This window comes from Telluria sp. B2, assembly GCF_051789535.1.
GTDB lineage: Bacteria > Pseudomonadota > Gammaproteobacteria > Burkholderiales > Burkholderiaceae_D > Telluria.
In genome coordinates this window covers 4,581,925-4,608,606 of record NZ_CP196525.1, presented here as the reverse complement: position 1 = coordinate 4,608,606, position 26,682 = coordinate 4,581,925, and the positions used below count along the sequence as shown (strand labels likewise).

Annotated in this window: 22 protein-coding genes; 13 read left to right on the top strand and 9 right to left on the bottom strand. The window is 66.5% G+C overall.

Features of this window, described 5'->3' with window-relative positions:
- Nucleotides 1–5: 5 nt before the first annotated feature.
- From ACSUZJ_RS20365 to ACSUZJ_RS20345, 5 genes are all read right to left on the bottom strand, one after another.
- Complete coding sequence (locus ACSUZJ_RS20365) at nucleotides 6–1,535, bottom strand: ABC transporter ATP-binding protein (RefSeq protein ID WP_499411207.1); 1,530 nt, start codon at nucleotides 1,533–1,535, stop codon at nucleotides 6–8.
- A 91-nt stretch (nucleotides 1,536–1,626) separates the two neighbouring features.
- Nucleotides 1,627–2,622 (bottom strand): BMP family lipoprotein, encoded by a 996-nt coding sequence (locus ACSUZJ_RS20360; protein ID WP_499411205.1) that lies wholly within the window; start codon nucleotides 2,620–2,622, stop codon nucleotides 1,627–1,629.
- A 388-nt stretch (nucleotides 2,623–3,010) separates the two neighbouring features.
- Nucleotides 3,011–3,880 (bottom strand): alpha/beta hydrolase, encoded by an 870-nt coding sequence (locus tag ACSUZJ_RS20355; protein WP_499411203.1) that lies wholly within the window; start codon nucleotides 3,878–3,880, stop codon nucleotides 3,011–3,013.
- Nucleotides 3,881–4,066: 186 nt separating this feature from the next.
- The gene (locus tag ACSUZJ_RS20350) at nucleotides 4,067–4,606 is read right to left on the bottom strand and encodes a DUF2231 domain-containing protein (RefSeq protein ID WP_499411201.1); all 540 of its coding nucleotides are present in this window, start codon (nucleotides 4,604–4,606) and stop codon (nucleotides 4,067–4,069) included.
- Between the two features lie 84 nt (nucleotides 4,607–4,690).
- Entirely contained in the window at nucleotides 4,691–5,863 is a 1,173-nt protein-coding gene (locus ACSUZJ_RS20345) for an NHL domain-containing protein (RefSeq protein ID WP_499411199.1), read from the bottom strand.
- A 171-nt stretch (nucleotides 5,864–6,034) separates the two neighbouring features.
- On the opposite strand from ACSUZJ_RS20345, the gene ACSUZJ_RS20340 reads away from it, so the two are divergent.
- The 4 genes from ACSUZJ_RS20340 to pcp all read left to right on the top strand — a co-directional run bounded on the left by ACSUZJ_RS20340 (nucleotide 6,035) and on the right by pcp (nucleotide 8,826).
- Nucleotides 6,035–6,337 (top strand): YciI-like protein, encoded by a 303-nt coding sequence (locus tag ACSUZJ_RS20340; RefSeq protein WP_499411197.1) that lies wholly within the window; start codon nucleotides 6,035–6,037, stop codon nucleotides 6,335–6,337.
- Between the two features lie 184 nt (nucleotides 6,338–6,521).
- On the top strand, nucleotides 6,522–7,214 hold the full coding sequence (locus ACSUZJ_RS20335; RefSeq protein WP_499411195.1) for a DUF969 domain-containing protein: 693 nt from the start codon (nucleotides 6,522–6,524) through the stop codon (nucleotides 7,212–7,214).
- Nucleotides 7,211–8,167, top strand: a complete 957-nt coding sequence (locus ACSUZJ_RS20330; protein WP_499411193.1) for a DUF979 domain-containing protein — start codon at nucleotides 7,211–7,213, stop codon at nucleotides 8,165–8,167. The genes ACSUZJ_RS20335 and ACSUZJ_RS20330 overlap by 4 nt, the downstream gene beginning before the upstream one ends.
- Before the next feature lie 2 nt (nucleotides 8,168–8,169).
- On the top strand, nucleotides 8,170–8,826 hold the full coding sequence (gene pcp / locus ACSUZJ_RS20325; RefSeq protein WP_499411191.1) for a pyroglutamyl-peptidase I: 657 nt from the start codon (nucleotides 8,170–8,172) through the stop codon (nucleotides 8,824–8,826).
- On the opposite strand, the gene ACSUZJ_RS20320 is transcribed toward pcp, so the two are convergent.
- From ACSUZJ_RS20320 to ACSUZJ_RS20305, 4 genes are all read right to left on the bottom strand, one after another.
- The gene (locus ACSUZJ_RS20320) at nucleotides 8,823–10,760 is read right to left on the bottom strand and encodes a bifunctional diguanylate cyclase/phosphodiesterase (protein ID WP_499411189.1); all 1,938 of its coding nucleotides are present in this window, start codon (nucleotides 10,758–10,760) and stop codon (nucleotides 8,823–8,825) included. The two genes, pcp and ACSUZJ_RS20320, sit on opposite strands and share 4 nt — an antisense overlap.
- A 98-nt stretch (nucleotides 10,761–10,858) precedes the next feature.
- Nucleotides 10,859–11,761, bottom strand: coding sequence for a LysR family transcriptional regulator (locus ACSUZJ_RS20315; protein WP_499411187.1), 903 nt, complete (start codon nucleotides 11,759–11,761; stop codon nucleotides 10,859–10,861).
- A gap of 13 nt (nucleotides 11,762–11,774) precedes the next feature.
- Complete coding sequence (locus tag ACSUZJ_RS20310) at nucleotides 11,775–12,689, bottom strand: pseudouridine-5'-phosphate glycosidase (protein WP_499411185.1); 915 nt, start codon at nucleotides 12,687–12,689, stop codon at nucleotides 11,775–11,777.
- A gap of 9 nt (nucleotides 12,690–12,698) precedes the next feature.
- Nucleotides 12,699–13,799, bottom strand: a complete 1,101-nt coding sequence (locus ACSUZJ_RS20305; protein ID WP_499411183.1) for a carbohydrate kinase — start codon at nucleotides 13,797–13,799, stop codon at nucleotides 12,699–12,701.
- A 318-nt stretch (nucleotides 13,800–14,117) separates the two neighbouring features.
- Between ACSUZJ_RS20305 and xapA the strand changes: the two genes are divergently transcribed.
- From xapA to ACSUZJ_RS20260, 9 genes are all read left to right on the top strand, one after another.
- Nucleotides 14,118–14,963: a xanthosine phosphorylase gene (xapA, locus tag ACSUZJ_RS20300; RefSeq protein WP_499411181.1), complete on the top strand. Its 846-nt coding sequence runs from the start codon at nucleotides 14,118–14,120 to the stop codon at nucleotides 14,961–14,963.
- A gap of 21 nt (nucleotides 14,964–14,984) precedes the next feature.
- Complete coding sequence (locus ACSUZJ_RS20295; RefSeq protein ID WP_499411179.1) at nucleotides 14,985–16,178, top strand: phosphopentomutase; 1,194 nt, start codon at nucleotides 14,985–14,987, stop codon at nucleotides 16,176–16,178.
- The gene (gene deoC / locus ACSUZJ_RS20290) at nucleotides 16,175–17,131 is read left to right on the top strand and encodes a deoxyribose-phosphate aldolase (RefSeq protein ID WP_499411177.1); all 957 of its coding nucleotides are present in this window, start codon (nucleotides 16,175–16,177) and stop codon (nucleotides 17,129–17,131) included. Before ACSUZJ_RS20295 ends, deoC begins: the two co-directional genes overlap by 4 nt.
- A gap of 18 nt (nucleotides 17,132–17,149) precedes the next feature.
- Nucleotides 17,150–19,528: an aldehyde dehydrogenase family protein gene (locus ACSUZJ_RS20285; RefSeq protein WP_499411175.1), complete on the top strand. Its 2,379-nt coding sequence runs from the start codon at nucleotides 17,150–17,152 to the stop codon at nucleotides 19,526–19,528.
- A gap of 213 nt (nucleotides 19,529–19,741) precedes the next feature.
- Nucleotides 19,742–21,067, top strand: a complete 1,326-nt coding sequence (gene deoA, locus ACSUZJ_RS20280; RefSeq protein WP_499411173.1) for a thymidine phosphorylase — start codon at nucleotides 19,742–19,744, stop codon at nucleotides 21,065–21,067.
- A gap of 10 nt (nucleotides 21,068–21,077) precedes the next feature.
- Nucleotides 21,078–21,482, top strand: coding sequence for a cytidine deaminase (locus tag ACSUZJ_RS20275; protein WP_499411171.1), 405 nt, complete (start codon nucleotides 21,078–21,080; stop codon nucleotides 21,480–21,482).
- 271 nt (nucleotides 21,483–21,753) lie between these two features.
- Complete coding sequence (locus ACSUZJ_RS20270) at nucleotides 21,754–22,659, top strand: PEP-CTERM sorting domain-containing protein (RefSeq protein WP_499411169.1); 906 nt, start codon at nucleotides 21,754–21,756, stop codon at nucleotides 22,657–22,659.
- A gap of 330 nt (nucleotides 22,660–22,989) precedes the next feature.
- Nucleotides 22,990–25,791: a type VI secretion system Vgr family protein gene (locus ACSUZJ_RS20265; protein ID WP_499411167.1), complete on the top strand. Its 2,802-nt coding sequence runs from the start codon at nucleotides 22,990–22,992 to the stop codon at nucleotides 25,789–25,791.
- A gap of 12 nt (nucleotides 25,792–25,803) precedes the next feature.
- The gene (locus ACSUZJ_RS20260) at nucleotides 25,804–26,682 is read left to right on the top strand and encodes a DUF4123 domain-containing protein (RefSeq protein WP_499411165.1); all 879 of its coding nucleotides are present in this window, start codon (nucleotides 25,804–25,806) and stop codon (nucleotides 26,680–26,682) included.

The window sequence follows — 26,682 nt, the reverse complement described above, 5'->3', positions numbered from 1 at the left end:
CTGTTTCATGACTTGTGCATCCCGCCCATCAGGAGGCCGATGCGGGTGGTGTCGAATTCGTCGATATTGAGTTCGCCGGTGACGCGGCCGCCCGACATGACGACGATGCGGTCGGCCAGCGCCCGCACTTCTTCCAGTTCGACGGAGACCAGCAGGATCGCCACGCCTTCGTCGCGCAGGCGCAGCAGCTGGGTGTGGATCGATTCGATGGTGCCGATGTCGACGCCGCGGGTCGGCTGGCCGACCAGCATCAGTTTTGGTGCCGCCGAGACTTCGCGCGCGATCACGACCTTCTGCTGGTTGCCGCCCGAGAGCAGGCCGATGCGCAGGTCCGGATTGTTCGGGCGTACGTCGAACGCCTGCAGCAGGTGGGCGCAGCGCTTGGCAATCGCCTCGAAGTCGAACAGGCCCCAGCGGTTCTTCACACGGTCCTGGTAGCCGAACACGGTGTTCTGCATCACCGAGAAATCCTTGATCACGCCGTCGCGCAGGCGGTCTTCCGGCACGTGGCCGATGCCGAGTTCGCGGAAGGTGGCCGGCAGGCCGTCGGCGTTGCTGCGGCGCCCAAAGGGCAGAGCCTTGCCTTCGAGTTCGACCTGGCCGGAGGTCGGCAGGCGCATGCCCGCCAGGATTTCCATCAGCTCGCTCTGGCCGTTGCCCGAGACGCCGGCAATGGCGACGATCTCGCCCGCGCGCACGTTCAGGTCGATGTCGGCCAGCAGCTGGACGCCGTTCGCGTCCTTGAGCTGCAGGTTCTTCACGTTCAGCACCGGCGCGCCCGGATTGAAGGGTTTGCGGGGCAGGTTGCCCTCGATCGGGCGGCCCACCATCATGTTGGCCAGCTGCTCCTTCGAGGTTTCGCGGGTAGCGACCGCGCCCGACACGCGGCCGGCGCGCAGCACCGTCACCTGGTCGGTGATGTCCATGATCTCCTGCAGTTTATGCGTGATCAGGATGATGGTCTTGCCCTGGTCCTTGAAGAGACGCAGGATCTCGAACAGGGAGGCGGTTTCCTGGGCGGTCAGCACGGCGGTCGGCTCGTCCAGGATCAGGATCTCGGCGCTGCGGTAGATCTGCTTGAGGATCTCGACGCGCTGCTGGGCGCCCACCGACAGGTCGTGGACGGTCGCCAGCGGATCGACGTCGAGGCGGTAGCGGGTGCAGATCTCGCGCAGCCTGTTTTCGACTTGCTTGCGATTGGCAGCCAGTTTGAAGCCACCCTCGGCGCCGAGCATCACGTTGTCGAGCACGGTCATGTTCTCGACCAGCATGAAGTGCTGGTGCACCATGCCGATTCCGAGATCGATGGCTTCCTGGCTGTTGCGGATGCTCCGCGCCTGGCCGTCGATCAGGAGTTGGCCGCTGTCGGCGTGGTAGTAGCCGTACAGGATGCTCATGAGGGTGGATTTGCCGGCGCCGTTCTCCCCGATGACGCCATGGATGGAACCCTTGGCGATCGTGAAGCTGACGTCAGCGTTCGCTTGCACCGGCCCGAAGGCCTTGCTTATGTTGCGAAATTCTACGGCTGGCTGCATAGCGATCAGTAGTGAAAATGTGGATGCTTGTATTCAAAAGCGCGCCGGACCGGAAACCCGGTGCGGCGCGCCTCTTGTGAAACGAAATGGATTAGACCGGGCAGCTGCTTGCTGCGCGGTAGTCGATGACCTTGATCTTGCCGTTGATGATGTCGGCTTTCACGCCATTGACGCGCTTTTCGATTTCCGGGGTGACGACCTTGCGGTTGTCCTTGTCCAGCACCCAGTCGACGCCGCCTTCCTTCAGGCCTTTATAGGTGACGCCGCCCTTCCAGGTGCCGTTCTTGACCTGCATGAAAGAGTCATAGATCGCGACGTCGACGCGCTTGACCATCGAGGTCAGCATGTTGCCCGGGTGGAGGTAGTTCTGGTTCGAGTCGACGCCGATGGCCAGCTTGCCTTTTTCCTTGGCCATCTGCAGCGCGCCCATGCCCGAGCCACCGGCAACGGCGAACACGACGTCGGCGCCGCGGTCGAATTGCTGGCGCGCCAGCTCGCCGCCCTTGGCCGGATCGTTCCAGGCCGCGGCGGTGGTGCCGACCATGTTCGACATGATCTCGATCTTCGGATACTGGGCCTTGGCGCCCTGGTTGTAGCCGCAGGAGAAGGCGCGGATCAGCGGGATGTCCATGCCGCCGACGAAGCCGATCTTCTTCGACTTCGATGCCATGGCGGCGGCCACGCCAACCAGGTAGGAGCCTTCCTGTTCCTTGAACATGATCGAGTTGACGTTCGCGCCCGGCGCGATCGAGTCGATCAGGACGAATTTGACCTTCGGGAATTCCTTGGCGACCTTGGCCACGGCCTGGGTCTGCGAGAAGCCGATCGCGGCGATCATGTCGAGCTTCTTGCGCGCGAGGCCGCGCATCACCTGCTCGGCCTGGGTATCGCTGTTGGCCTGGACTTCGATGTAGGGAATGCTGGTCTCTTTCTTGAAGCGCTCGGCGCCTTCGAAAGCGGACTGGTTGAACGACTTGTCGAACTTGCCGCCGGCATCATAGACGATGCCCAGTTTCGGATTGGCTGCGCTTGCCGTGCCGGCGATGCACAGTGCTGCAATCGTCATGCTGAGTTGCTTGAATTTCATGAAATGGCTCCTGGAATTTCGATATTGTACCCGGCGCAACGGCTGCGTTGGGAGGGGCGGCCCAAAGGCAAGGCATGCTGCTCGGTTGCACGATTTGTGCTGGCGCAGTCTGATGCCGTGCGGATTGTGTCAGCCCCGGACGTTTCATGGGGTGTCGATTTGTATCGCGGCCTTTACTCCCAGCTCTTGCGCGTGCGAATGTCGCACCGTCGCAACAACAAAGGAGAGCCTAGGCCGGCCATGCGCTGCGTGGCGCCGGGTAGCGGGAACCCTCGCAGCTCAACCTGTCAAATATGCATCAGTCTAGGGATGCATGACAAATACGATTTTACTTGGCAATTTATTCGAGGGAAATATAAATGCCGACAAGATTCGGCATTTTTTTCCTTCACGCCACAGTTTCAATGATCTGCGGGGCCGCCAGGGGCTGGCTGAAGCGCTCGGTCAGGAAGCCGGCGATGCGCGCCTGCGTCGCTTCCAGGTAGGGAATGTTCAGGTGGTCAGAACCGGGCACGACATCGTCGGCGATCAGGTTGGCCAGCTTCTGGCAGAGCTGGTCGGTATGCGAATGCGGCACGATGTCGTCGCTCTCCGCGCGCAGCACATAGGTCGGCACCTTGAGCGACGGCGCGTGTTTGATCGACTCGAAGCGGTGACGCAGCATGTACTCGATCGGCATGGCGCGGAACTTGCGCTTGGCGATCGCCAGGATCGAATCGTAGGGCGTGATCAGGACCACCGAGTGGGCGGCGCGCTCCTTGGCCACCTGCACCGCGACGCCCGAGCCCAGGCTGCGCCCGACCACGGCGATGCGGCATGCGTCGACCTGGCCGAGGGCGGCGAGCCAGTCGAACAGGGTGCAGCCGTCTTCGACCATGTGGGTTTCGGCCGGGTCGCCGTGGGAATTGCCGTAGCCGCGGTAGTTCATCGCCAGCACGGTCATGTTCGGAAACAGGGTGCCGGCGTCGCGCACTACCCAGGACACTTCCTCGGAACGGCCGCCGAAGTACAGGACGGCGGGACGCGGACCGGGCACGCGCGGGGTCATCAGCCAGCCGCACAGCCGGGTGCCATCTTTCGCGCGCAGGACGATGGGGCGGGTGCGGTGGCCGCTGCTGCGTGGACTGTTGACCTCGGGGACGATGGTGGGATTGAACACCAGCCGGCGCTGGTTTGCCGCCACCGCGGCGGTCAGCCCCAGCCACAACACGCTGGCGAAACCCGCCATCCCTGCTGCCATTTTCTTGGAAGTGTTCATGGTGCCAGTCTACCTCGGCGGTCGAAACTGGTCTGTGCGCCATATCGCAATGCATTGCAGCATATGGCTGAGTGGACGGGAAAGTGTGTTCTGTGCAACACGTTCTGCGCAACGGCATCAGGCCGCTGCGCAAGGAGCAGGCAGGCGCCGTGCTGTCCGCCGCGCCTGTGGTTGTCGGCCGCTTCCTCAGCGCATGACCGGACCATTCGCCGGAATGTACTTCTCGGCCGCGCTCATCGCATGTTCCATCGCCTCGTCGCCCGGCGCCTTCAGCTCGGGCACGTCCTGCACCGGGCTCACGCCTTTCACGCGCATGCCCTGTTCATAGACCATCTTGCCGCCGAACCAGCCGGACAGCAGAACGCCCGCAGCCGCCAGGGCCGACATGGCCAGCGAGCCGCCGCGGTGGTGGCGCGTGTCCTTGCGGGCGATGACGTTGGCGGCGGTGAGCGCCAGCGCACCGGTGTTCAGGAGGGCGTGCACGTTCGCCGTGCGTTTCACGTCGGTGTCGCGCTCGATCGCCATGTAGTCCATGGCCCCGGCAACGCCCGCCGCCAGGCCGCCGATCAGGCCGCCCGCCAGGCTGTAGTAGGAAGCGGTGGCGTAGTCGTCGTTGTCGGTGGCGCGGTGCATTGCGTCGAGGATGAAACCGAAGGGAATCAGGGCGGCGGGCGCGACGATCAGCATCGGGTGCAGCGGATGGCCGGCGAGCGTGGACTTGGGCATGACGGATCTCCTGGGTTGTCGGGAACGAAGGACAGTCTGACACAAGCGCGGCTGCCGTCACGCACGGTAGGGCGGCTGGCGCGGCTAGCGCGGAACGAGCCTCAGGACCATGTTCTGGGAGGTCGCGGCCAGCGAGCCGGCCGCCAGCACCGTGATGCCGCGCGGCGCGTTCAGGCTGCCAGGCAGGGGCCCGAGCACCACGTTCTGGGCGCCGGCCACGCCGATCACGGTATTGACTTCGCCCGAGGTGCCGATGCGGCGGATGGTGCCGTTGCCGGTATCGGCCACGAACAGGTTGCCGGCGCCGTCGATCGTCAGCGCGGCCTGGCGGCAGAAGCGTGCCGAGGCGCCCTGGCCGTCGACGCTGCCGCATTGCCCGGCGGCGCCGGCGATGGTGCGCACCTCGCCCGAGGGGGAAATTTCGCGGATGGTCGAGTTGGCGGTGTCGGCCACGTACAGGTAGCCATCGTCGTCGACCTCGATGTCCTGCGGTTCGCAGAAGCGCGCCTGCGCCCCGCGTCCGTCGGCGCTGCCGCAGGCGCCGGCCACGCCGGCAATGGTGGTGACGTTGTTGGCGCGGTCGATGCGGCGGATCGTGTGATTCGCGGTGTCGGCGACATAGAGGTTGCCATCGCGGTCGAGCGTGATGCCCTGCGGGTTGCAGAAGCGCGCGTTGCCGGCGTTGCCGTCGGCACTGCCGCACTGGCCAGCCGCCCCGGCGAGGGTGGTGACGGCGCCGCTGGCGCTTACCTGCCGGATCGTCGAGTTGCCGGTGTCGGTGACGTAGAGGTTGCCGTCGATGTCGGCTTCGAGCCGGGTCGGTGCGTTGAAGCGCGCCGCGCCGCCGGCGCCGTCGGCGCTGCCGGGCGCCCCTGCGCTGCCCGCCACGGTGACAGCCACGCCCTGCTGCGATACCTTGCGGATGGTGCCGCTGTTACGCTCGGCCACATACAGGTTGCCGTCGGGCCCGAGCACGATGCCGTCGGGCGCGTCGAAACGGGCGGCGGAGCCGGAACCGTCGAGCGAACCGCCGCAGGTCGGGCACAGGCCGCCGGCGATTAGGAAAATGCCGGGGTCGGAAGGAGAGCCGCCATGCCCCGGCCCGTCGGGGTAGTCGGGATAGTCGTCGTCATAGTCGACGTAGCCGAATCCCAGCGAGACGCCGCCGCCGCAGCCGGCCAGCGCAGCCGAGAGCGCGAGCGCGCCGAGGCGCAGCGTTGGATGGCGCAGGAAGCGGGAAAAGAGAGTCAGGGTCATGGCATCTCCTGAGGCTTTCGTGACCGCATCGAGATTAATGGCCGGGATCACGGCGGCCATGAGCGCGATCAAGCGTGCGCGGGTACACGCCAGTGCAGTCCGGGGGCGCCCCTCCCCACTGCGCCTGAGGTACTATCGCATATCCATCCGTCCGCACCAACAGGAGTTCACGTGCATTACCTTCTCATCTACGATCTCGCTCCCGATTACCTCGAACGCCGTGGCGAATTCCGCAACGAACACCTGCGCCTGACCTGGGAAGCCCAGGAGCGTGGCGAGATGGTGCTGGCCGGCGCCCTCGACGAGCCGACCGATCGTGCGATGCTGCTGTTCCAGTGCGACAGCCCGCAGGTGCCGCAGCTGTTCGCGGCAAAAGACCCCTACGTCACCCACGGCCTGGTGCGCGCCTTCCACGTGCGGCGCTGGAATACGGTGGTCGGCGACCTGGCGACGAACCCGGTGCGGCCGGAGTAAGCCCACCCTTATTGTTTCACTGGCGCAAGCAGCCTTCGATTACACTTGTCCGGCTAATGATGAACAAGAGCGCCTGACAAAAGCTCTAGCGCAAGGCGCGTCGTCGAAGTCAGTACGAGCGTACGGCGAGACGACGCAACACAACGATGGAGGTTTTGTCAGGCGCTCCAAGCCGGAGACCGTATTGCAAACCGCTGTCAACCTGTGGCCGCTGCTGGGCGTGGCCGTCATCGCCGCCGGCTTCCTGCTGCGCGCCAACCCTGTCCTGGTCGTGGTCGCCGCCTGCGGCGTGACCGGGGCGGCTGCCGCCATGCCCTTCTTGGGGGTGCTGGAGTCGCTCGGCACCGCCTTCGTCAAGACGCGCAACCTGCCGCTGGTCCTGCTGCTGCCGCTGGCGGCGGTCGGCCTGCTCGAGCGCTTCGGCCTGAAGGAGCACGCGATGGCCAGCATCGCGAAGATCCGTTCGGCCACCGCCGGGCGTCTCCTGATCGTCTATCTGTTCCTGCGCGAGACCTCGGCCGCCGCCGGCCTCACCAGCCTCGGCGGCCAGCCATCGATGGTGCGTCCGCTGGTCGCGCCGCTGGCCGAAGGCGCGGCCGAGGCGCGCAACGGCAAGCTGTCCGACAAGCTGCGCTACCGCATCCGCGCCATGGCGGCGGCCACCGACAACGTCGGCCTGTTCTTCGGCGAAGACATCTTCGTCGCCTTCGGGGCCATCGTGCTGATGCAGACCATCCTGCGCGCCGAGGGCATCGAAGTCGATCCGCTGCGCATGGCGCTGTGGGGCATCCCGACCGCGGTCTGCGCCTTCGTCATCCATAGCTGGAATTTGCGCCGCCTCGACGCCGCCATCTTGCGCGAAGGGGAGGGCAAGTGATCTTCTCGCTCGATTTCCTGTATGTGCTGGTCGGCCTGCTGCTGGGCGTGGTTGCGCTCCTGACCCTGCTTGACCGCGACCATCCGCGCCGCTTCACGAGCGCGCTGTTCTGGGGCCTGTACGCCTTCGTGTACCTGGCCGGCGACCATATCCCGGCCGCCCTGGCCGGCGCGGTCATGCTCGCGATGGCGCTGCTGGCCGGCTGCGGCCTAGTGCGCCAGGGGCGCCACGGCACGCTGCCCGAAGCCGAACGCCGCGCCAGCGCCGCGCGCCTGGGCAACAGGCTGTTCCTGCCGGCGCTGGTGATCCCGGTCGTCACCGTGCTCGGGGCCACGGTCCTGAAGGATGTCCGCATCGGCGACTATTTGCTGTTCGACAAGGCCCACCTGACCCTGGCCAGCCTCGGCTGCGGCGCACTGCTGGCGGTGGCGGCCGCCTGCTGGCTCACCCGTTCCAGCCCGGTGCAGGGCGTGCGCGAGGCGCGGCGCCTGGTCGACGCGATGAGCTGGGCGGTGACGCTGCCGCACATGCTGGCCGTGCTCGGGTTGCTGTTCACGGAAGCCGGCGTGGGCAAGGCGGTGGCGCAGGTGAGCACGTCCTGGTTCGACGTCGACTCGCGCCTGGCGGCCGTGGCCCTGTACTGCATCGGCATGGCCGTGTTCACGGTTATCATGGGCAATGGTTTTGCGGCCTTCCCGGTGATCGCCGGCGGCATCGGCGTGCCGGTGCTGGTGAACGTGTACGGGGCCGACCCGGCGGTGATGGCTGCCATCGGCATGTTCAGCGCGTATTGCGGTACGTTAATGACGCCGATGGCTGCGAACTTTAATATCGTGCCGGCGGCCCTGCTCGAGCTGCCCGACAAGAACGCGGTGATCAAGGCGCAAATACCGACGGCGCTGCCGCTGCTGGCGGCGAACATCGTCCTTCTCTACTTCCTGATGAATCGATAGCGATGAAAAAGACTGTCCTGCTGACCGGCTTCGAGCCATTCAACGGAGCGAGCATCAATCCCGCCTGGGAAGCGGTGCGCGCCCTCAAGGGCTGGAGCGGCGACGACTTCCTGGTCGAGGTGCTGCAACTGCCTTGCGTGTTCGGCTTCGCCAACCGGGTGCTGGCCGGCGCGATCGACGAGATCAAGCCGGACGTGGTCATCGCCGTCGGCCAGGCCGGCGGGCGCGCCGACCTCACCGTCGAGCGCGTGGCGATCAACGTCGACGACGCGCCCATCCTCGACAACGACCGCCAGCAGCCGCTCGACGCGCCCATCGTCCCCGGCGGCCCGGCAGCCTATTTCGCGACCCTGCCGATCAAGGCCATCGTCGGTGCGATGCGCGAGCGCGGCCTGAAGGCCTCGGTATCGCAGACCGCCGGGACCTTCGTGTGCAACCACGTGTTCTATGGCCTGATGCACCACATCGACGGCACGGCCGTGCGCGGCGGCTTCATCCACGTGCCCTACCTGCCCGAGCAGGCCGCGGCCTTCCCCGATGCGCCGTCCATGGCGCTCGGCGAGATCGTCGAGGGACTGCGGGTGGCGGTCGAGGTGGCCGTGCACGCTGGCGAAGGTGCGGGCGAGGGCGCCGCCGTCACCGGCGGCGCCACGCACTAGATGCAGCCTGCCGGCGCTGGCCAGATCCGGCCGCGCCCGGCCTTCTTCGCTTCGTACATCGCGCTGTCGGCTTCCTTGATCAGCTCCTCCGCGCTGCGACCGCTGCCCGGGGTGTAGAGCGCGATGCCGATGCTGGCGCCGACGTGGGCGCTTGCCGCGCCGACCGGGATCGGCTCCGCGATATTCTTCAGCAGTTTCGCGGCCACGCACTGGGCGCCGGCGGCCGTGCCGTCCAGGTCTTCGAGCACCAGGGTGAACTCGTCCCCAGCCAGCCGGAACACGCTGTCGTTCACCCGCACCGATGCCAGCAGGCGCTGCGCGACCACGCGCAGCAGCGCGTCGCCGGCATCGTGGCCGAAGCTGTCGTTGACCGCCTTGAAACCGTCGAGATCCAGGAAGAGCAGGGCCAGCGTCGACTGGCGCCGCGCCGCGCGCGCCTGGGCCAGCGGCAGCATCTCCATCAGGGCGCGGCGGTTGAGCAGGTTGGTGAGCGCGTCGTGCCGGCTCTCGTATTCGCGCTGGGCCTCGGCGCGCTTGCGCTCCGAGATATCGTTGAGGAAGGCGCTGAACAGGGTTTCTCCGTTCAGCTCCAGCGCACGGATGCGGATCTCGACCATCAGGCGGCTGCCGTCCTTGCGCATGGCGGGCAATTCGAGCCGCCTGTCGATCACCTGGGCCACGCCGGTGCGCAGGTAGCGTTCCATGCCGGCGCTGTGTTGCGCCGCCATCTCGGGCGGAATGATCAGGCGGTCGAGCGTGGCGCCGGCTGCTTCCTGTGCGCTCCAGCCGAAGGTCTCCTCGGCCGCGCGGTTCCAGGCGGTGACGCGCCCGGCCTGGTCGAGCGCGATATAGGCGTCGTTGGCGTTCGTGATCACGCTGCTCAGCTGTGCTTCGCGTGTCTTTAGCGCCTGTTCGGCCGCCTGCTGGCGCGCCAGCGCCGCCGACAGGCGCTCGTTCGCTTCCTGCAGCTCGCGCGTGCGTTCGTCCACCCGCGCTTCCAGGCTCGCATGCAGGGCGTTCAGTTCCTGTTCGGCCGCCTTCTGGGCGCTGATGTCGTTGATGAAGCCGATGAAGTATTCCACTTCGCCGGCGGCGTCTGTCTTGCGGCTCGCATGCAGGCTGACCCAGACCGTGGCGCCGTCCTTGCGCAGGTAGCGCTTGTCTATCGCGTACTCTTCGATCTCGCCGTCGCGCAGGCGCTGGAACCAGGCCGCGCTGGCGGGCATGTCGTCCGGATGGGTGAGGTCGCGCACCGTCAGCCGCTCCAGCTCCTCGATGCCGTAGCCGATGATGCGCTTAAGCGCGGGGTTGACGCCGAGGAAGCGGAAATCGCGGTCGATCAGGCCGATGCCGACGCTGGCCAGGTCGAAGATCGCGCGCAGGCGCGCCTCGGTGGCCTGCAGGGCGTCGTTCGAGGCCACCACCTGGTGGCCGGCCAGCGCCAGGCGTTCGCGGTAGTGCACTTCGCGCGCAACGATTTCGGCCAGCTCGATCAGGATCAGGAGCTGCTCGGCGCCGAGCGTGCGCGGGCAGGTATCGACCGCGCACAGGGTGCCGAGCGGGAGACCGTCCAGGCTGCGGATCGGCACCCCGGCATAGAAGCGCACGTGGGACGGGCCGGTGACGAGGGGATTGTCGTGGAAACGCTCGTCCACCGAGGCGTCGGGGACCACCATCGGGTCGCTCTGCAGCAGGGCATGCGCGCAGAAGGAATGCGCGCGCGGCGTTTCGGTCATGGGCAGGCCGACGCGCGACTTGAACCACTGGCGGTCGCGGTCGATCAGCGTGAACAGGGTGATCGGAAAGCCGAGCAGGCGGCTGGCCAGGCGGGTGATCTGGTCGAACACCGGCTCGGGCGCGGTGTCGAGCAGGCCGAGCGAATCGAGCAGGGCCTGGCGTCGGGCTTCGTTGGGCGGCAGGGGTGCTGCGGGCATGAAACGGCATTCCTGTTGGCTGGCGGGCCGCCGCCGACAACCGGCTGGCCAGGCGCCCGTCCTGCCACTGTAGCAGAAGCGCCCACCGGGACAGGTTCCTATTCGGCGCCGCGTTCGAGGATCTTCAGGAAGGCCCGCACCACCGGGGCGTCGTCCTGGCTGGTGGTGGTGATGTAGAGGTTGGCCGACGGGGCATTGGTACGGATCGGCAGGAAGGCCACGCCCGGCCAGCCGATGCGGCTGGTGGTCTGCGGCATCAGGGCCACGCCGAGCCGGGCGCCGACCATCGCCAGCAGGGTCTGGGGCTCGGCCGCCTCCTGGAAGATCGCCGGCTGGAAGCCCGCGTTCACGCAGCACTGGATCAGGTAGCGCGGCTCGGCCGACTGGTTCAGGTGCAGGGTCAGCATCGGCTCGTTCGCGATGTCGATCAGCTCGATCGCTTCCTGGCGCGCCAGCGGGTGCTCCTTGTGCACGGCGACGCAGAAGTCCTCGCGGAAGCACAGGTCCTGGCGCAGGTGCGATTGCCTGAGATCCTCCTCGTCCAGGCGCGGCTCGCGCCAGAAACCGACGTCGATCTGCTTCGAGCGCAGGGCTTCGAGCTGCTGGTCCGGTCCCAGCTCGTGCAGGGTCCAGGTCACGCGCGGGAACTCGGTCTGGAAACGCTCCAGCAGGCTCGGGATCGGGCCCCACATCGCCGAACCGACGATGCCCACGCGCAGGCGGCCGACTTCGCCGCGGTCGATCTGGCGGATGGTGTCGATCGTCATGCGCATGCGGCCCAGCAGCTCGGTCGCTTCCTGCATCAGCGCCTTGCCGGCCATGGTCAGCTCGAAGCTGCGCGTGGTGCGCGCGAACAGGCGCACCCCGAGTTCGGATTCGAGCTTCATGATCTGCTGGGACAGCGGCGGCTGCGAGATGTGCAGGCGCTCGGCGGCGCGGCTGAAACTCTTTTCCTCGGCCACGGCGAGGAAGTACTTCAGCTGTTTCAGGTCGATCGACATGGCTGCTCTCGGTTCAGGCCTTGCCGTTCAGGGCGACGGCCAGGCGCGCGCCGACCAGGGCGTTGTGCTTGACCAGTGCGATATTGGTGGTAAGGCTGCGTCCTTCGGTCAGTTCCTTGATGCGCGCCAGCAGGAATGGCGTGACCGCCTTGCCGGTCACGCCCTGCTGGCCGGCCTCCTGCAATGCCTGCTCGGTGATGCGGTCGATTTCCTCTTTCGGCATCGCCGATTCGCTTGGGACCGGGTTGCTGACCACCACGCCGCCGTCCAGGCCGAGCTGCCACTTGGTGCGGATGAACGCCGCCTGCTCTTCGGGGGAGTCGAGCTGGAAGTCGGCCTTGAAGCCGGATTCGCGCGTGAAGAAGGCCGGGAAGCCCGGCTGGCCGACGCTCACCACCGGCACGCCGTGGGTTTCCAGGTATTCCAGGGTCAGGCCGATGTCGAGGATGGACTTCACGCCGGCACAGACCACGGCGACGTTGGTGGAAGCCAGCTCCTGCAGGTCGGCCGAGATGTCGAAGCTGGTCTCGGCGCCGCGGTGCACGCCGCCGATGCCGCCGGTGACGAACACTTCGATGCCGGCCAGTTCGGCGCAGATCATGGTCGCGGCGACGGTGGTCGCGCCCAGCAGCTTCTGCGACAGCACGTAGGCCAGGTCGCGGCGGCTGACCTTGATCGCATCCTGGGCGGTGCCGAGGCGCTCGAGCTGTTCGTCGTTCAGGCCCACGCAGATCTTGCCGTCGATGATGGCGATGGTGGCCGGCACGGCGCCGGCGTCGCGGATGATCTGCTCGACTTCGCGCGCGGTCTGCACGTTCTGCGGGTAGGGCATGCCATGCGAGATGATGGTCGACTCGAGGGCGACGACGGGACGGCCGGCGCTCTTCGCGGCGGCGACTTCGGGGGAGAACAGCAGGAAGGATTGCATGGTATTACCTTATTCTTGAGTCAGGGCGCCGAAAGTGTCAGGCGCGAGTTGCGGGCAGACGGTCTGGCGGCACTCGACCGTCATGGCCGACAGTTGCAGGCCGCGGCGGCAGGCCAAGGCCAGGTCGGCGCCACCGCTGTGCAGCGATAGTACGACCGCGGCGGCAAAGGCGTCGCCGGCGCCGGTGACGTCGACCACCTCGGCCGGCGGCGCATCGAGGCGCTCGGCGCCGCCGCCCGGCACGGTGAACAGCACGCCGCGCGCGCCCAGCGTGACGACCACATCCTCCGCGCCCTGCGCCTGCAGTTCGCGGCAGGCGGCGGCCAGTTCGGCGTCGCCGTGCAAGGGGCGCTTGAGGCGTGCGGCCAGTTCGCCTTCGTTCAGGATCAGCAGGCGAACGCCGGCCAGCGAGTCCGGCAGGCGGTTCATCTTCGGCTCCGACACCGCCACCACGATCAGCGAGACGCTGTCGCGCGCGGCATCGCGCTGCAGGGCGGCGATGGCCTCCATGCTGAGGTTCAGGTCGGCCACGATCAGCGAAGCGCCGGCGCGCTGCCGCTGGCGGGTGTCGAGGAAAGCCGGGGTGATACGGTCGTACAGGGCCATGTCGGCCAGGGCCACCACCATCTGGCCGTCGCGGTCGAGCACCGCGGTGTAGGTGCCGCTGCCGGCGTCGTCGAGCTTCAGGCAGCCGCGCACGTCGATGCCGACGCTCTCGGCGTGGGCGAGCAGGGCGCGTCCGGACGAATCGTTGCCGACCGCCGTGATCAGAGAGACGGCCGCGCCCATGCGCGCCAGGTTCTCGGCGATGTTGCGCGCCACGCCGCCGAAGGACTCGATGCCGCTGGCCGGGTTCGAGGTGCCCATCACGAGCGTGCCCTCGGCGCGCAGCTTGCGGTCGAGGTTGGCCGCGCCCACGCAGACGATCGGGCGGTTGTCGGGCAATACATAGGCGCGCCCGAGCAGGCGGCGCTCGCGCACCAGGGTGGCGATGTAGCCGGCCACGGCCGAGCGCGAGAGGCCAAGTTCGGCGGCGAGGTCCTGCTGCGCAATGAAGGGATTGGCGCGGATCAGCTCGTACAACTGTTCTTTCTTCGAGAGTTCAGTCACGGTCGGCACTTATAAACAAATGTTGGTCGATACTAGACAAATGTTTGACTGAAGTCAATACGTATTGTCGTGTTAATCAAATTGTATCTCTAAGCCAACACTTTTCGGTCGTCCTCACCTGCTTTTACATGGATTTATTTTCGCCTCATATAAATGCCTAACAAAAATGGTATTTGCCATACATATCCGGGATAATGCATAGTTAGAACAATTTTGGCTTCATCGCGCCCTCGTCGCAGCGGCGCCGGGCCGCTTCCCCGCATAGCAGGTCCGCACGACAGCCTCTCCCCCGATTTCAGTTTCATACGAAGGAATACCATGTCCAGCAATACCCCATTCGAAGCCGCCGACGTCATCCGCGCCCGCAAGCCGGGCTTCGAGCCGCGCGTCGCGATGATCCTCGGTTCCGGCCTCGGCGTGCTGGCCGAACAGATGCTTGATGCCGTCTCGATCAGCTATGCCGACCTGCCGGGCTTCCCGATCAGCACCGTGCACGGCCACGCGGGCGAACTGGTGCTGGGTACCCTGGCCGGCGTGCCGGTGGTCTGCATGAAGGGCCGCGGCCACTTCTACGAAGGCTATGGCGCCGCCGTGATGACCTCGGCCGTGCGCACCTTCAAGCTGCTCGGATGCGAGATGCTGCTCGTGACGAATGCCGCAGGTTCCCTGCGCGCGGAAGTGGACGCCGGCAGCGTCGTCGTCCTGACCGACCACATCAACCTGCTGCCGGGCAGCCCGATGGCCGGCCCGAACGACGAGCGCTTCGGCCCGCGCTTCTTCAGCATGGCCAACGCCTACGATGCCGACCTGCGCAACCTGGTCAAGGAGACCGCAGCCGCCAAGGACATCACCCTGGCCGAAGGCGTCTACCTGGCCGCCCCGGGCCCGAACTTCGAGACTGCCGCCGAAATCCGCGCCTTCAGGACCCTCGGCGCCGACGTGGTCGGCATGTCGGTGGTGCCGGAAGTGATCTCGGCCCGCCACTGCGGCCTGAAGGTGGTCGGCGTGTCGGCCATCACCAACCTGGCCGAAGGCCTGACCCCGTTCCCGCTGTCGCACGAGCAGACCCTGAAGTACGCGGCCGTCGCCGCCAAGGACCTGGTCACCCTGATCTACTCCTTCGTCGAGCGCCTGGCCTCGGTGCCGCGTTCGGTCGCCAACTAAACAACAAACACGAGCGATACCATGTCACGCGCATTCATCCTCCTGCTTGACTCCTTCGGCCTGGGCGCGCTGCCCGACGCCGACAAATACGGCGACACTGGCGCCAACACCTTCGGCCACATCGCCGCCTGGGCCGCGAAAGAGGGCACGCCCATGTCGCTGCCGAACCTGGAGCGCCTGGGCCTGGCGGCCGCGGCGCACAAGGCCAGCGGCGAATGGGCGCCCGGCTTCAGCCAGCGCGACGGTTTTACCGGCGCCTGGGGCGTCGCGCGCGAGCAGTCGACCGGCAAGGACACGCAGAGCGGCCACTGGGAAATCGCCGGCGTGCCGGTGCTGTTCGACTGGGGCTACTTCCCGAAGACCGTGCCGTCCTTCCCGCAAGAGCTGACCGACAAGCTGCAGGAGATGACGGGCGTGCCGGGCTGGCTGGGCAACTGCCACGCTTCCGGCACCACGATCATCAACGAGCTGGGCGACGAGCATGTCGCCACTGGAAAGCCGATCCTCTACACCTCGGCCGACTCGGTGCTGCAGATCGCCGCGCACGAAGAGCACTTCGGCCTGGAGCGCCTGTATGAAGTGTGCGAAGCGGCCTACGAGCTGGTCAAGCCCTACAACATCGGCCGCGTGATCGCGCGTCCGTTCACCGGCGCCAACGGCGACTACAAGCGCACCGCGAACCGCCACGACTACGCCGTGCCGCCCACTGCGCCGACCCTGCTCGACCACGTGAAGGACGCGGGCGGCGAAGTCATCGCCCTCGGTAAAATCAGCGACATCTTCGCCGGCCAGGGCGTGACCCGCCTGGTCAAGGGCCCGGACAACATGGCCCTGTTCGACCGCCTGGTCGAAGTGGCGGAAGACGCGCCTGAAAAGTCGCTCACTTTTGTGAACTTCGTCGACTTCGACATGCACTTCGGCCACCGCCGCGACGTCGCCGGTTACTCGAACGCGCTGCACGAGCTGGACGCGCGCCTGCCGGAATTCATGGCGAAACTGAAGGACGGCGACCTGGTCGTGATCACCGCCGACCACGGCTGCGACCCGACCGCACCGGGCTCGGACCACACCCGCGAACACATTCCGATGATCTTCTTCGGCCCGAACGTCGCGCCGCAGGCGTTGCCGACGGCGTCGACCTTCTCCGACATCGGCGCCACCCTGGCGAAACACCTCGGCGTCAAACCCCTCTCGAACGGAACCGCACTGCTATGACCCAGAACCTGGACTTCAAACGTAATACCGCCGTCGGGCTGGACCTCGGCTGGGTCAACAGCCTGAAGGTGAACCGCAACGCGGCCGACCGCCGCGCCGCCAGCCTGGCGAACCGCCGCACGGTGAAGAAGGAATACCAGGCCGCCTGGCTGGTCCGCGCCATCGAGTGCATGGACCTGACCACGCTGTCGGGCGACGATACCCCGGGCCGCGTCGAGCGCCTGTGCCGCAAGGCGATGCGCCCGCTGCGCGCCGACCTGATGCAGGCCCTGGGCCTGGACAGCCTGCAGACCGGCGCCGTGTGCGTGTACCACGAGATGATCCAGCCGGCAGCGAAGATCCTGCAGGGCCGCCTGCCGATCGCCGCCGTGTCGACCGCCTTCCCGGCCGGCCTGTCGAGCCTGGAAACCAAGATCCGCGAAATCGAGCTGTCGGTCGCCGCCGGCGCCACCGAGATCGACATCGTCATCACGCGCCAGCACGTCCTGACCGGCAACTGGCAGGCCTTGTACGACGAGATGGTCGCCTACCGCCAGGCCTGCGGCGACGCGCATGTGAAGGCGATCCTCGCCACCGGCGACCTGGTCACCCTGGATAACGTGGCGAAAGCCTCGTGGGTCTGCATGATGGCCGGCGCCGACTTCATCAAGACCTCGACCGGCAAGGAAGGCGTGAACGCCACCATTCCCGTGTCGCTGGTGATGGTGCGCGCGATCCGCGAATACTACGAGCAGACCGGCTTCATGGTCGGCTACAAGCCGGCCGGCGGCGTCTCGACCGCCAAGTCGGCCCTGCAATACCTGACCGTGATGAAGGAAGAGCTGGGCAACGAGTGGCTGCAGCCTCACCTGTTCCGCATCGGCGCGTCGAGCCTGCTGACCGACATCGAGCGCCAGCTCGAGCACTACGTCACCGGCGCCTACTCGGCAGCCCACCGCCACGCGCAACCTTAAACACCGAACGGATTCGTCATGCCAACAATTAAAGAGATTCTGCAAACTATGGATTACGGCCCCGCACCCGAGAGCACCAAAGAAGCGCACGCGTGGCTGGACCAGCATGGACGCCGTTTCGGCCTCTTCATCGACAACGCCTGGACCGAAGCCAGCGACACCTTCGCCTCGAACAACCCGGCCGACGGTTCGGAACTGGCGCAAGTCACCCAGGCGTCCAACGAGGACGTGGAGCGCGCCGTGGCGGCCGCACGCCGCGCCCAGCCGGGCTGGGTCGCCCTCGGTGGCCACGGCCGCGCCAAGGTCATGTACGCGCTGGCGCGCCTGCTGCAAAAGCACGCCAGATTGTTCGCGGTGCTGGAAACCCTGGACAACGGCAAGACCATCCGCGAAACCCGCGATGCCGACCTGCCGCTGGCGGCACGCCACTTCTACCACCATGCCGGCTGGGCCGCGCTGCAGGCCGAGGAATTCGCCGACTACCGCGCCGTGGGCGTGGTCGGCCAGATCGTGCCGTGGAACTTCCCGCTCCTGATGCTGGCGTGGAAAATCGCCCCGGCCCTGGCTGCCGGTAACACCGTCGTCTTCAAGCCGGCCGAGTTCACCTCGCTCACCGCGCTGCTGTTCGCCGAGATCTGCCAGCAGGCAGGTGTGCCGGCGGGCGTGGTCAACATCGTCACCGGCGACGGCCGCGTGGGCGAGGCCATCGTCAACCACCCGGGCATCGACAAGCTGGCCTTTACCGGCTCGACCGAAGTCGGCCGCATCATTCGCAAGGCGACCGCCGGCAGCGGCAAGAAGCTGTCGCTGGAACTGGGCGGCAAGTCGCCGTTCATCGTGTTTGACGACGCCGACCTCGACGCCGCCGTCGAAGGCCTGGTCGACTCGATCTGGTTCAACCAGGGGCAAGTGTGCTGCGCGGGCTCGCGCTTGCTGGTGCAGGAATCGGTCTACGACCGCTTCATTGCCAAGGTCAAGGCGCGCATGCAGAACCTGCGCGTCGGCTCGCCGCTCGACAAATCGAACGACATCGGCGCCCTGGTCGATCCGGTGCAGCAGCAGCGCATCCACGGCCTGGTGGAAGCGGCACGCGCCGAGGGTTGCGAGATCTGGCAGCCGGCCTGCGAAGCACCGCAAGCCGGTTCCTGGTACCTGCCGACCCTGATCACCGGCGCCTCGACCTCGGCCTCGGTCGCCCAGACCGAGATCTTCGGCCCGGTGCTGGTCGCGATGAGCTTCCGCACCCCGGGCGAAGCGGTCCAGCTGGCCAACAACACCGTCTACGGCCTGGCCGCCTGCGTGTGGTCGGAGTCGATCTCGCTGGCGCTGGACGTGGCGCCGCAGATCAAGGCCGGCGTGGTCTGGATCAACACCGCCAACCAGTTCGACGCGGCCTGCGGCTTCGGCGGCTACCGCGAATCGGGCTTCGGCCGCGAAGGCGGCAAGGAAGGCATGTACGAATACCTGACCCACCTGTCGGAAGACGCACGCCCGGCCGCGCCGGTCATCGCCGAGAAAGGCAAGGTGAAAGCGGCCGAGGGTGACAGCCCGTTCGCCGTCGACCGCACCGCCAAGCTCTACATCGGCGGCAAGCAGGCGCGCCCGGACGGCGCCTACAGCCGTGCGATCACTGGCGCGAACGGCGCCTTCCTGGCCGACGTCGGCGAAGGCAACCGCAAGGACATCCGCAACGCCGTGGAAGCGGCGCACAAGGCGGCCGGCTGGACCAAGGCCACCGCGCACAACCGCGCCCAGGTGCTGTACTACATCGCCGAGAACCTGGCGATCCGCGCCGACGAATTCGCCCAGCGCATCGCCGCGCAGACCGGTTCGAAGGACGCGGCCCGCGAAGTGCAGGCCTCGATCGAGCGCCTGTTCTACTGGGCGGCCTGGGCCGACAAGTACGACGGCCTGGCGCACCAGCCGCCGATGCACGGCATCACCGTGGCCCTGAACGAGCCGGTCGGCGTGATCGGCGTGATCTGCCCGAACGAGAACCCGCTGCTGGGCTTCATCTCGCTGGTCGCACCGGCGCTGGCGCTGGGCAACCGCGTCGTCGCCGTGCCGTCGGAAGCCTACCCGCTGTCCGCCACCGACCTGTACCAGGTGCTCGACACCTCGGACCTGCCGGGCGGCGCACTGAACATCGTGACCGGTTCGGCCGACGAGCTGGCGCGCACCCTGGCGACCCACGGCGACGTGGATGCGGTGTGGCGCCATGACGGCTCTGCCGAGGGCTGCGCGGAAGTGGAGCGTCTGTCGGCCGAGACCCTGAAGCGAACCTGGGTCGGTGGCGGCAAGGGCCGCGACTGGTTCGATGCGAAGCAGGCCTGCGGCCGTAGCGTGCTGCAGCACGCGAGCCAGGTCAAGAATGTCTGGATTCCGTACGGCGTCTGAGGTTGATATGAATGACCGTCACGTTAACGCGTGACGGGTAGGGTGGGCGCCCCGTGCCCACGCGGTGATAGTTAGCGTATGCCGGTTCGATCACGAAATCGGAACCACTGCCTATCACCGCGTGGGCACAGGGGCGCCCACCCTACGTCGTTTCCGGCGTAATCGATACGGTTGCGTCCATTTGAATTATTTAAATCAGAGAGGCGAACATCCATGTTCCTTCCCCAAGAAATCATCCGCAAGAAGCGCGACGGCGGCATCCTGAGCGCCGAAGAAATCCGCTTCTTCGTGCGCGGCATCCCTGACGGCAGCGTCACCGAAGGCCAGATCGCGGCCCTCGCGATGGCCGTCTACTTCAACGACATGACCATGGACGAACGCGTCGCCTTCACGCTGGCGATGCGCGATTCCGGCCAGGTCCTGGAATGGAAATCGCTCAACCTGCCGGGCCCGGTGGTCGACAAGCACTCGACCGGCGGCGTCGGCGACGTGGTCTCGCTGATGCTCGGCCCGATGATCGCCGCCTGCGGCGGCTTCGTGCCGATGATCTCGGGCCGCGGCCTGGGCCACACCGGCGGCACCCTCGACAAGTTCGATTCGATCCCGGGCTACAGCACCGTGCCCGATCCCGAGCTGTTCCGCAAGGTCGTCAAGGACGTGGGTGTGGCCATCATCGGCCAGACATCCAAATTAGCGCCGGCCGACAAGCGCTTCTACAGCATCCGCGACACCACGGCGACCGTGGAATCGGTGGCAATGATTACCGGCTCCATCCTCTCGAAGAAGCTGTCGGCAGGCCTCGACGCCCTCGTCATGGACGTGAAAGTGGGCAGCGGCGCCTTCATGCCGACCTACGAGAAGTCGGTCGAACTGGCCGAGAGCATCGTCAGCGTCGGCAATGGCGCGGGAACGCGCACCTCGGCCATCCTGACCGGCATGAACGAGCCGCTGTGCCACGCCGCCGGCAACGCGGTCGAAGTGCGCGTCGCCATCGACTACCTGACGGGTAAATCGCGCCCGGCGCGCCTGCACGAAGTGACGATGGCGCTGTGCGCCGAGATGCTGGTCATCTCGGGCCTGGCCAAATCCGAAGAAGAGGCCCGCGCCAAACTGCAGGCCGCGCTCGACTCGGGCGAAGCCGCCGAGCGTTTCGCGCGCATGGTCACCGCACTGGGCGGCCCGGCCGACCTGATGGACAAGCCGGACGCCTACCTGGAAACCGCACCGGTCATCGTGCCGGTGCCGGCACTGCAGGCCGGCTATGCGAGCTCGGTCGACACCCGCGGCCTGGGCCTGGCCGTGGTCGCGCTGGGCGGCGGCCGCGTGCGTCCGCAGGATGCGATCGACTTCGCCGTCGGCCTGACTGGGCTGGTCGAACTGGGCGACCGCATCGAGGTCGGCCAGCCGCTGGGCATGGTCCATGCGCGTACCCAGGAGGCAGCCGAGCAGGCCGTGCGCCAGGTGCAGGCGGCCTACCGGATCGGCGCCAACAAGCCGGCCGCCGAGCCGATGATCCACCGTGTCATCCGTCCGCAATAAACGAGGCCCCATGAAATACGCAAAACTGATCGAGGAAGCCCGCGCTGCGCGCGAGCTGGCCTACACGCCCTATTCGAAGTTCCAGGTCGGCGCCGCCCTGGAGTGCAAGGACGGCCGCATCTTCCGCGGCTGTAACGTCGAAAACGCCTCTTACGGCCTGTGCAACTGCGCCGAGCGCACCGCCTTCTTCTCGGCGATCGCCCACGGCTACAAGCCGGGCGACTTCACCGCGCTGGCCGTGATCGGCCAGACCGACGGCCCGATCGCCCCTTGCGGCGCCTGCCGCCAGGTGATCCTGGAACTGGGCGGCAACGAGCTGCCGGTCGTGCTGACCAACCTGAAGGGTGACATCCACGAGACCACGGCGGCCGGCCAGCTGCCGAGCGCGTTTGGCGGCTGGGACCTGAACAAGTAGGCAAGGCGCCCGGCCTGGGCGCCTTGCCCGCATTCCTCCTGCATCACTCTGCACGCCGCTGTCGGTTTGTCTTACAGCCTACGCGGCTTTCCTCCCGCCTTTCTCCCTAAATCGCTGATTTGCCTTGCGTTTCGCCAAGCGGCACAAGGTTTGCTTGTTCAAGAGGGCCGACCGCGCCTCGCGGCAGTCCTGACTCTTCCGGGGCGCCTACCTTTGGGGGAACAAGCAGATGAAACGGATTTTCCAGACTCTTCTGGCGGCAAGCTTTGCCATGGCATCGATGTCTGCCCAGGCCGATCCCTTCGTACTCGATAACGGCCGTATCACAATCGGCATCGACGAGTACGGCGGCCTTGGCGGGGGCGGTGTCGGGCTGATCGGCCCGGGCGGAGACGCGGTCATGCGCGGTTGCCTGTGCGAGGGATGGGGCGCGTCGGCCGATTCCGTATCCGCCTATACCTATGGCGGCGTAACCAGCAATATTCGCAGCGCCAATGCGGTCTCGAACCTGCCCGGCTTTCCGCTGTACGGGCGCAGCCTGGCGACGCTGGAAAACGGCCTCGAAGTGTCGCACGCCTACACGTCCGTCGCCGACGGCCGGCTGTTCCGGGTCCAGGTGACACTCTGGAACGTGGAGCTCCAGACCCTGCGCGACGTGCGCTACGCGCGCACCCTCGACCTGGACGTCGCGCCCGGATTCTTCGACGACAACTACACGACCATCTACGGCGGCTCGCCCAATGGCCCGGCCGGACCGGTGCTGTCGACCTCGGCGAATCCGGTCGGCGCGCCCGATCCGATGGTCTTGCGTCCCGAACTCCAGAACGTCAACCTGACCGACCGCGGCGGCGACCTCGGCAGCTATTTCGTCCTGTCGTTCGGCGACCTCGGGCGCAGCGAGTCGATCAGCTTCGACATGTACATCGGCGCCACCGACTCGGTGAGCGAACTGATGGATGCCTTCAAGTCGGTCGGCATCGAGGCATTCACCTATACGACGGGGAACCTGACCGGGGACGACATGCATCCGGCGCCGGCCTTCGGCTACGGTTTCGCCGGTCTCGGCCTGCCGGCATGGTCGCCGAACGAGGTGCCGGAGCCGGCCGGCATTGCGCTCCTGGCCGCGGGCGTGGCCGGCATGGCGCTGGGTCGCCGGCGGGGCAGCCGCGCGGTATAGCCGGTCGCGATGCGCCTTGCGGCTGGCGCGGACCATCGACCGCAGGGCCCGCCGCTACACGCCCGGGGCGCCTTCCTCCTTCGAGGCGAAGCGCTGCACGCGAAAGCGGAGCAGCGCTTTTTTTCGTCTGTCGGGTTCGCGTTCGGATTTCTCCGAGCTGATTCTTCCAGGATGCCGACCGCGGCGCGGACGCGTCTCGCTTCGGTATGCCGATCTATGTTGCAGTGGCAACTGACCTGATCCTTCGCAAGAGCAGGATGGCCGACTCGTAGTGTAATCGCTGGGTTCACGGTGCACTTGTGCACCAAAGCATGCCATGGGAGGTCGACAATGCCGCAGCACGTCCACGCAGGTCTTCTCGCGTCGTTCAGCCGCTACACGCAGGACACGCGCCTGCTCAGGCTGACGACCCCGCTGGGCGACGCACTGCTGGCGGAATGCGTGCGCGGCGAGGAAGGGATCAGCCAGGGGTATTCCTTCAGCATCGACGCCTTGAGCGAGGACTCGCACCTCCAGCTGAAGACCCTGGCCGGCCAGCCGGCCCTCCTGCAATTGTTGACTGCGACCAGCCGCGCTGCGCTGCGTCCCTTCCACGGTCACATCACGGCGGTGCGGATGAGCGGCGCCAACGGCGGTCTCGCCCGCTATCACCTCCGGCTCCAGCCCTGGAGCGCCTTCCTCGGATACGGCCGGGATAGCCGGGTGTTCCAGGACATGACGGTGTTCGACATCCTCGACGCCGTCTTCGCCGCCTGGCAGGGCCGGGGCAGGCTGATGCCCGTATGGCGTTACGAGATCGCCGACCGGAGCCTGTATCCGAAGCGCAGCCTGTGCACGCAATACCAGGAAAGCGACCTGGCCTTCGTGGAACGCCTGATGCACGAGGAGGGCCTGTTCTACTTCTTCGAACACACTGGCGACCCGGACAACCCTTCGCTCGGCAGCCATGCGATGGTGATCGCCGACCACAATGGCGCCTTCAGGCCGAACGCACAGGGGCCAGTGCAATTCACCCGTCCGGGCGCCGTCATGCGGGCGGACAGTATCGACCGCTGGCGTACCGAGTCGCGCCTGCGCACCAATGCGGTCGAGATGGGGAGCTGGGATTACCGCACGCTGCGCCAGCGTCAGGCGGGCGCCGCCGGCGTGGGCGAGCAGGCGGCTTCGCTGACGAGCCGCGACGCACCCGGCGCCTATGCCTGGCCGGACCGCGAACAGGGCCAGCGCATCGCCACCAACCAGATCGAGGCGCTGGAGGCTACGCGCCAGGTGCACGTCGCCGCCGGGACCGTGCGCAGCTTCGCGCCCGGGACGACGTTCTCGCTCCATGGCCATGCCCGCTTCGATGAAGCGCGGACCGACGCCGACCGCAGCTTCACGATCACGCGCGTGGTGCACCTGATGCACAACAACCTGTCGGCCGAGGTGCTGGGCAGCGCGCATCGACTGCTGGGGAAAGGTGATGTGGCGGCGGCCGTGGACGCGGAGCCCGGCCAGTATGCCGTCGGGGAGGGTGCCGGCGAACGCCCGCTCTACCGCAACCGGATCGACGCCTTGCCGGCCAGCGTCCCCTACCGCAGCAGCGGGCTGGATGCGCACGGCCGGATCCTGCATCCGTGTCCGACCGTGCAGGGCCAGCAGACCGCGATCGTGGTCGGACCGTCCGGCGCGGTCATCCACACCGACCGCGATCACCGCATCAAGGTCCAGTTCCACTGGCAACGCGGTTTGAACAGCCACAGCCGGATGAGCCACCCGCATCCCGATGGGCACACCGGGGCGCCCGGCAACGATATGGCCGGGACCTGGGTGCGCGTCGCGACGCCGGTGGCGGGCGCGAACTGGGGCAGCAACATGGTGCCGCGCGTTGGCCAGGAAGTGCTGGTCGATTTCCTGGAGGGGGACATCGACCGGCCGGTGGTGATCGGGTGCCTGTACAACGGGCGCGGGCAGCCCGATGCCCAGCACAACCAGGTCGCGCAGGGGCCGGGCGCAGCAACAGGCAACGCGTCGCCATGGTTTCCGGGCGAAAGCGGTGCAAATGCGCACCCGGCCGTGCTGTCGGGCTTTAAGTCGCAGGCGATGCGCGACAGCCAGACGGGCGCGGGCGCCTACAACCAGCTGGTGTTCGACGACAGCGCGGGCCAGTCGCGCGTGGTCCTGCAGCGCCATGGCAAAGCGCACGATGGCTCGGCGGAGCTGAATCTCGGGCATCTGCGGCACCAGAGTGACAACGGGCGGCTCGGGCCCGCCGGGTTTGGCGCGGAGTTGAAGACGGCGCATAGCGTGGGCGTGCGGGCAGGGCAGGGTTTGCTGCTGTCGTCCGACGCGCGCCGGGGCGGTAGCGGGAGCCAGCTCGATTCGCGGGAGGCGCAGGGGCAGATCGAGGAAAGCAATCAGCTCCAGATTGGATTGGCGACGCAGGCGCAGAAGCATAACGCGAAGATCAAGGATGAGCCGGAGCCGGCAGAGATGCCGGCTTTGAAGGAGATGGCGCACAGCCTGGAGGTGGTCTCGGCGTTGGCTGCTGGTGCGGATGGACAGGGCAAGGTGAATGCGTATGAGCAGCCTCACCTGCAGATGTCGAGCCCGGCAGGGATCGTTGCGGGGACGCCGGCCAACGCCGTGCTTGCGGCGGGGACGACGGGGAGCGTGAGCGCTGGGCAGGATATCGATGTTGTGGCGCAGGGGAATACGCTCACGACGGTGGCGCATGGTATCAGTCTGTTCAGCTATGGGAAGGCCGGGAACAAGGCCAAGCCGAACCAGGAGGTGGGTCTCAAGCTGCATGCGGCGAGTGGGAAGTGGAGCAGTCAGAGCCAGTCCGGCTTGACCTCTTTTGTCGCCGATAAAACCGTGACGGTGGCGAGTGTCACCAAGATGGTGTCGATCAGCGCGCCGAAGAAGCACGTGCTGCTGACGGCGCAGGGGGCGTATATCAGGCTCGAGGGTGGAAATATAGAGGTTCATGCGCCGGGTAAGGTTGATTTCAAGGCCAGCAAGAAGGAGCTGACCGGGCCGCAGAGTGCAAACGGTGAGGCGCGTTTGCCGAAGCCGGGTGAGCTCAAGTTGTGCGAACTGCGCGCGGCCGGTGCTTCTGCGGCAGGAGACAGTACCGTGCCATTGTCCTGATAAAGGATCGTCATGACTAAAGTTCTCGATTACCAGACGTTTCAGGAACATGCATTTGCCGTTGCCGATGCAGGGATGGTCGAGCACCTTCCGGCTGGGCTAGCGGCCGAAGCGCTTGTGCCGAAGAGGCTGGCAGCAAGTGCGCATTTGATGCCGACGCTGATCAACCTGAAGCGTACTCCACGGGCCTGCTCGGACGCCTTGTTTGAGTGTATGTCCGAACTGTCAGCTGATAGTCACTCGCTGCCTCCCGTAGCGCTGCTGATCAGAACAAGCGCCAGCGCAATGACCGTTGTACGTCATTGGAATGCAGTGCAATTGGTTGAGCTCCGGCCGGGAGTCAGGTGGTGGCTACGTTTGCATGATCCACGTGTCCTGCACCAAATGTTACGTGTGCTCAGCTTGACGCAGCGTAGGAAGCTTCTCGGGTCGTCGCAAGCATTCACCTATTGGGTCGGCGGAGCTTGGGTGTCAGCCACGCGGGAAATGGATGGCTTGCCCATTCACACTGCCGGAAGCGACTTCTCGTCGCCTTCTGCAGCATGGCCCATGACCTGGAATTGGGGACGGATCGAACGTATCGGTCTTGTGAATCGGGCTCTTCATGATGCCGGCGTAGTCGGGGCAGCGGCCTTGACGAGCCAAGGGGCGTTAGCTGAGCAATTCATCGAGCGCGCCATCAAGCATGGGCTCGTTGAACAGGCAGATTTGGTCGAGTTTGCGACCCGCGGACTGCTCACCAGTCCCGGGTTTGACGATCACCCGGTTGTCACCCGGGCCATACGACCATCGCCTGACGGGGATTCCAGTTTGTCAGACCGCTTCGCATTAATCCCGGACCATGTATGGACCGAACTTCGCCAAACCAAGCCGATGCAGGGAGAATTCTGA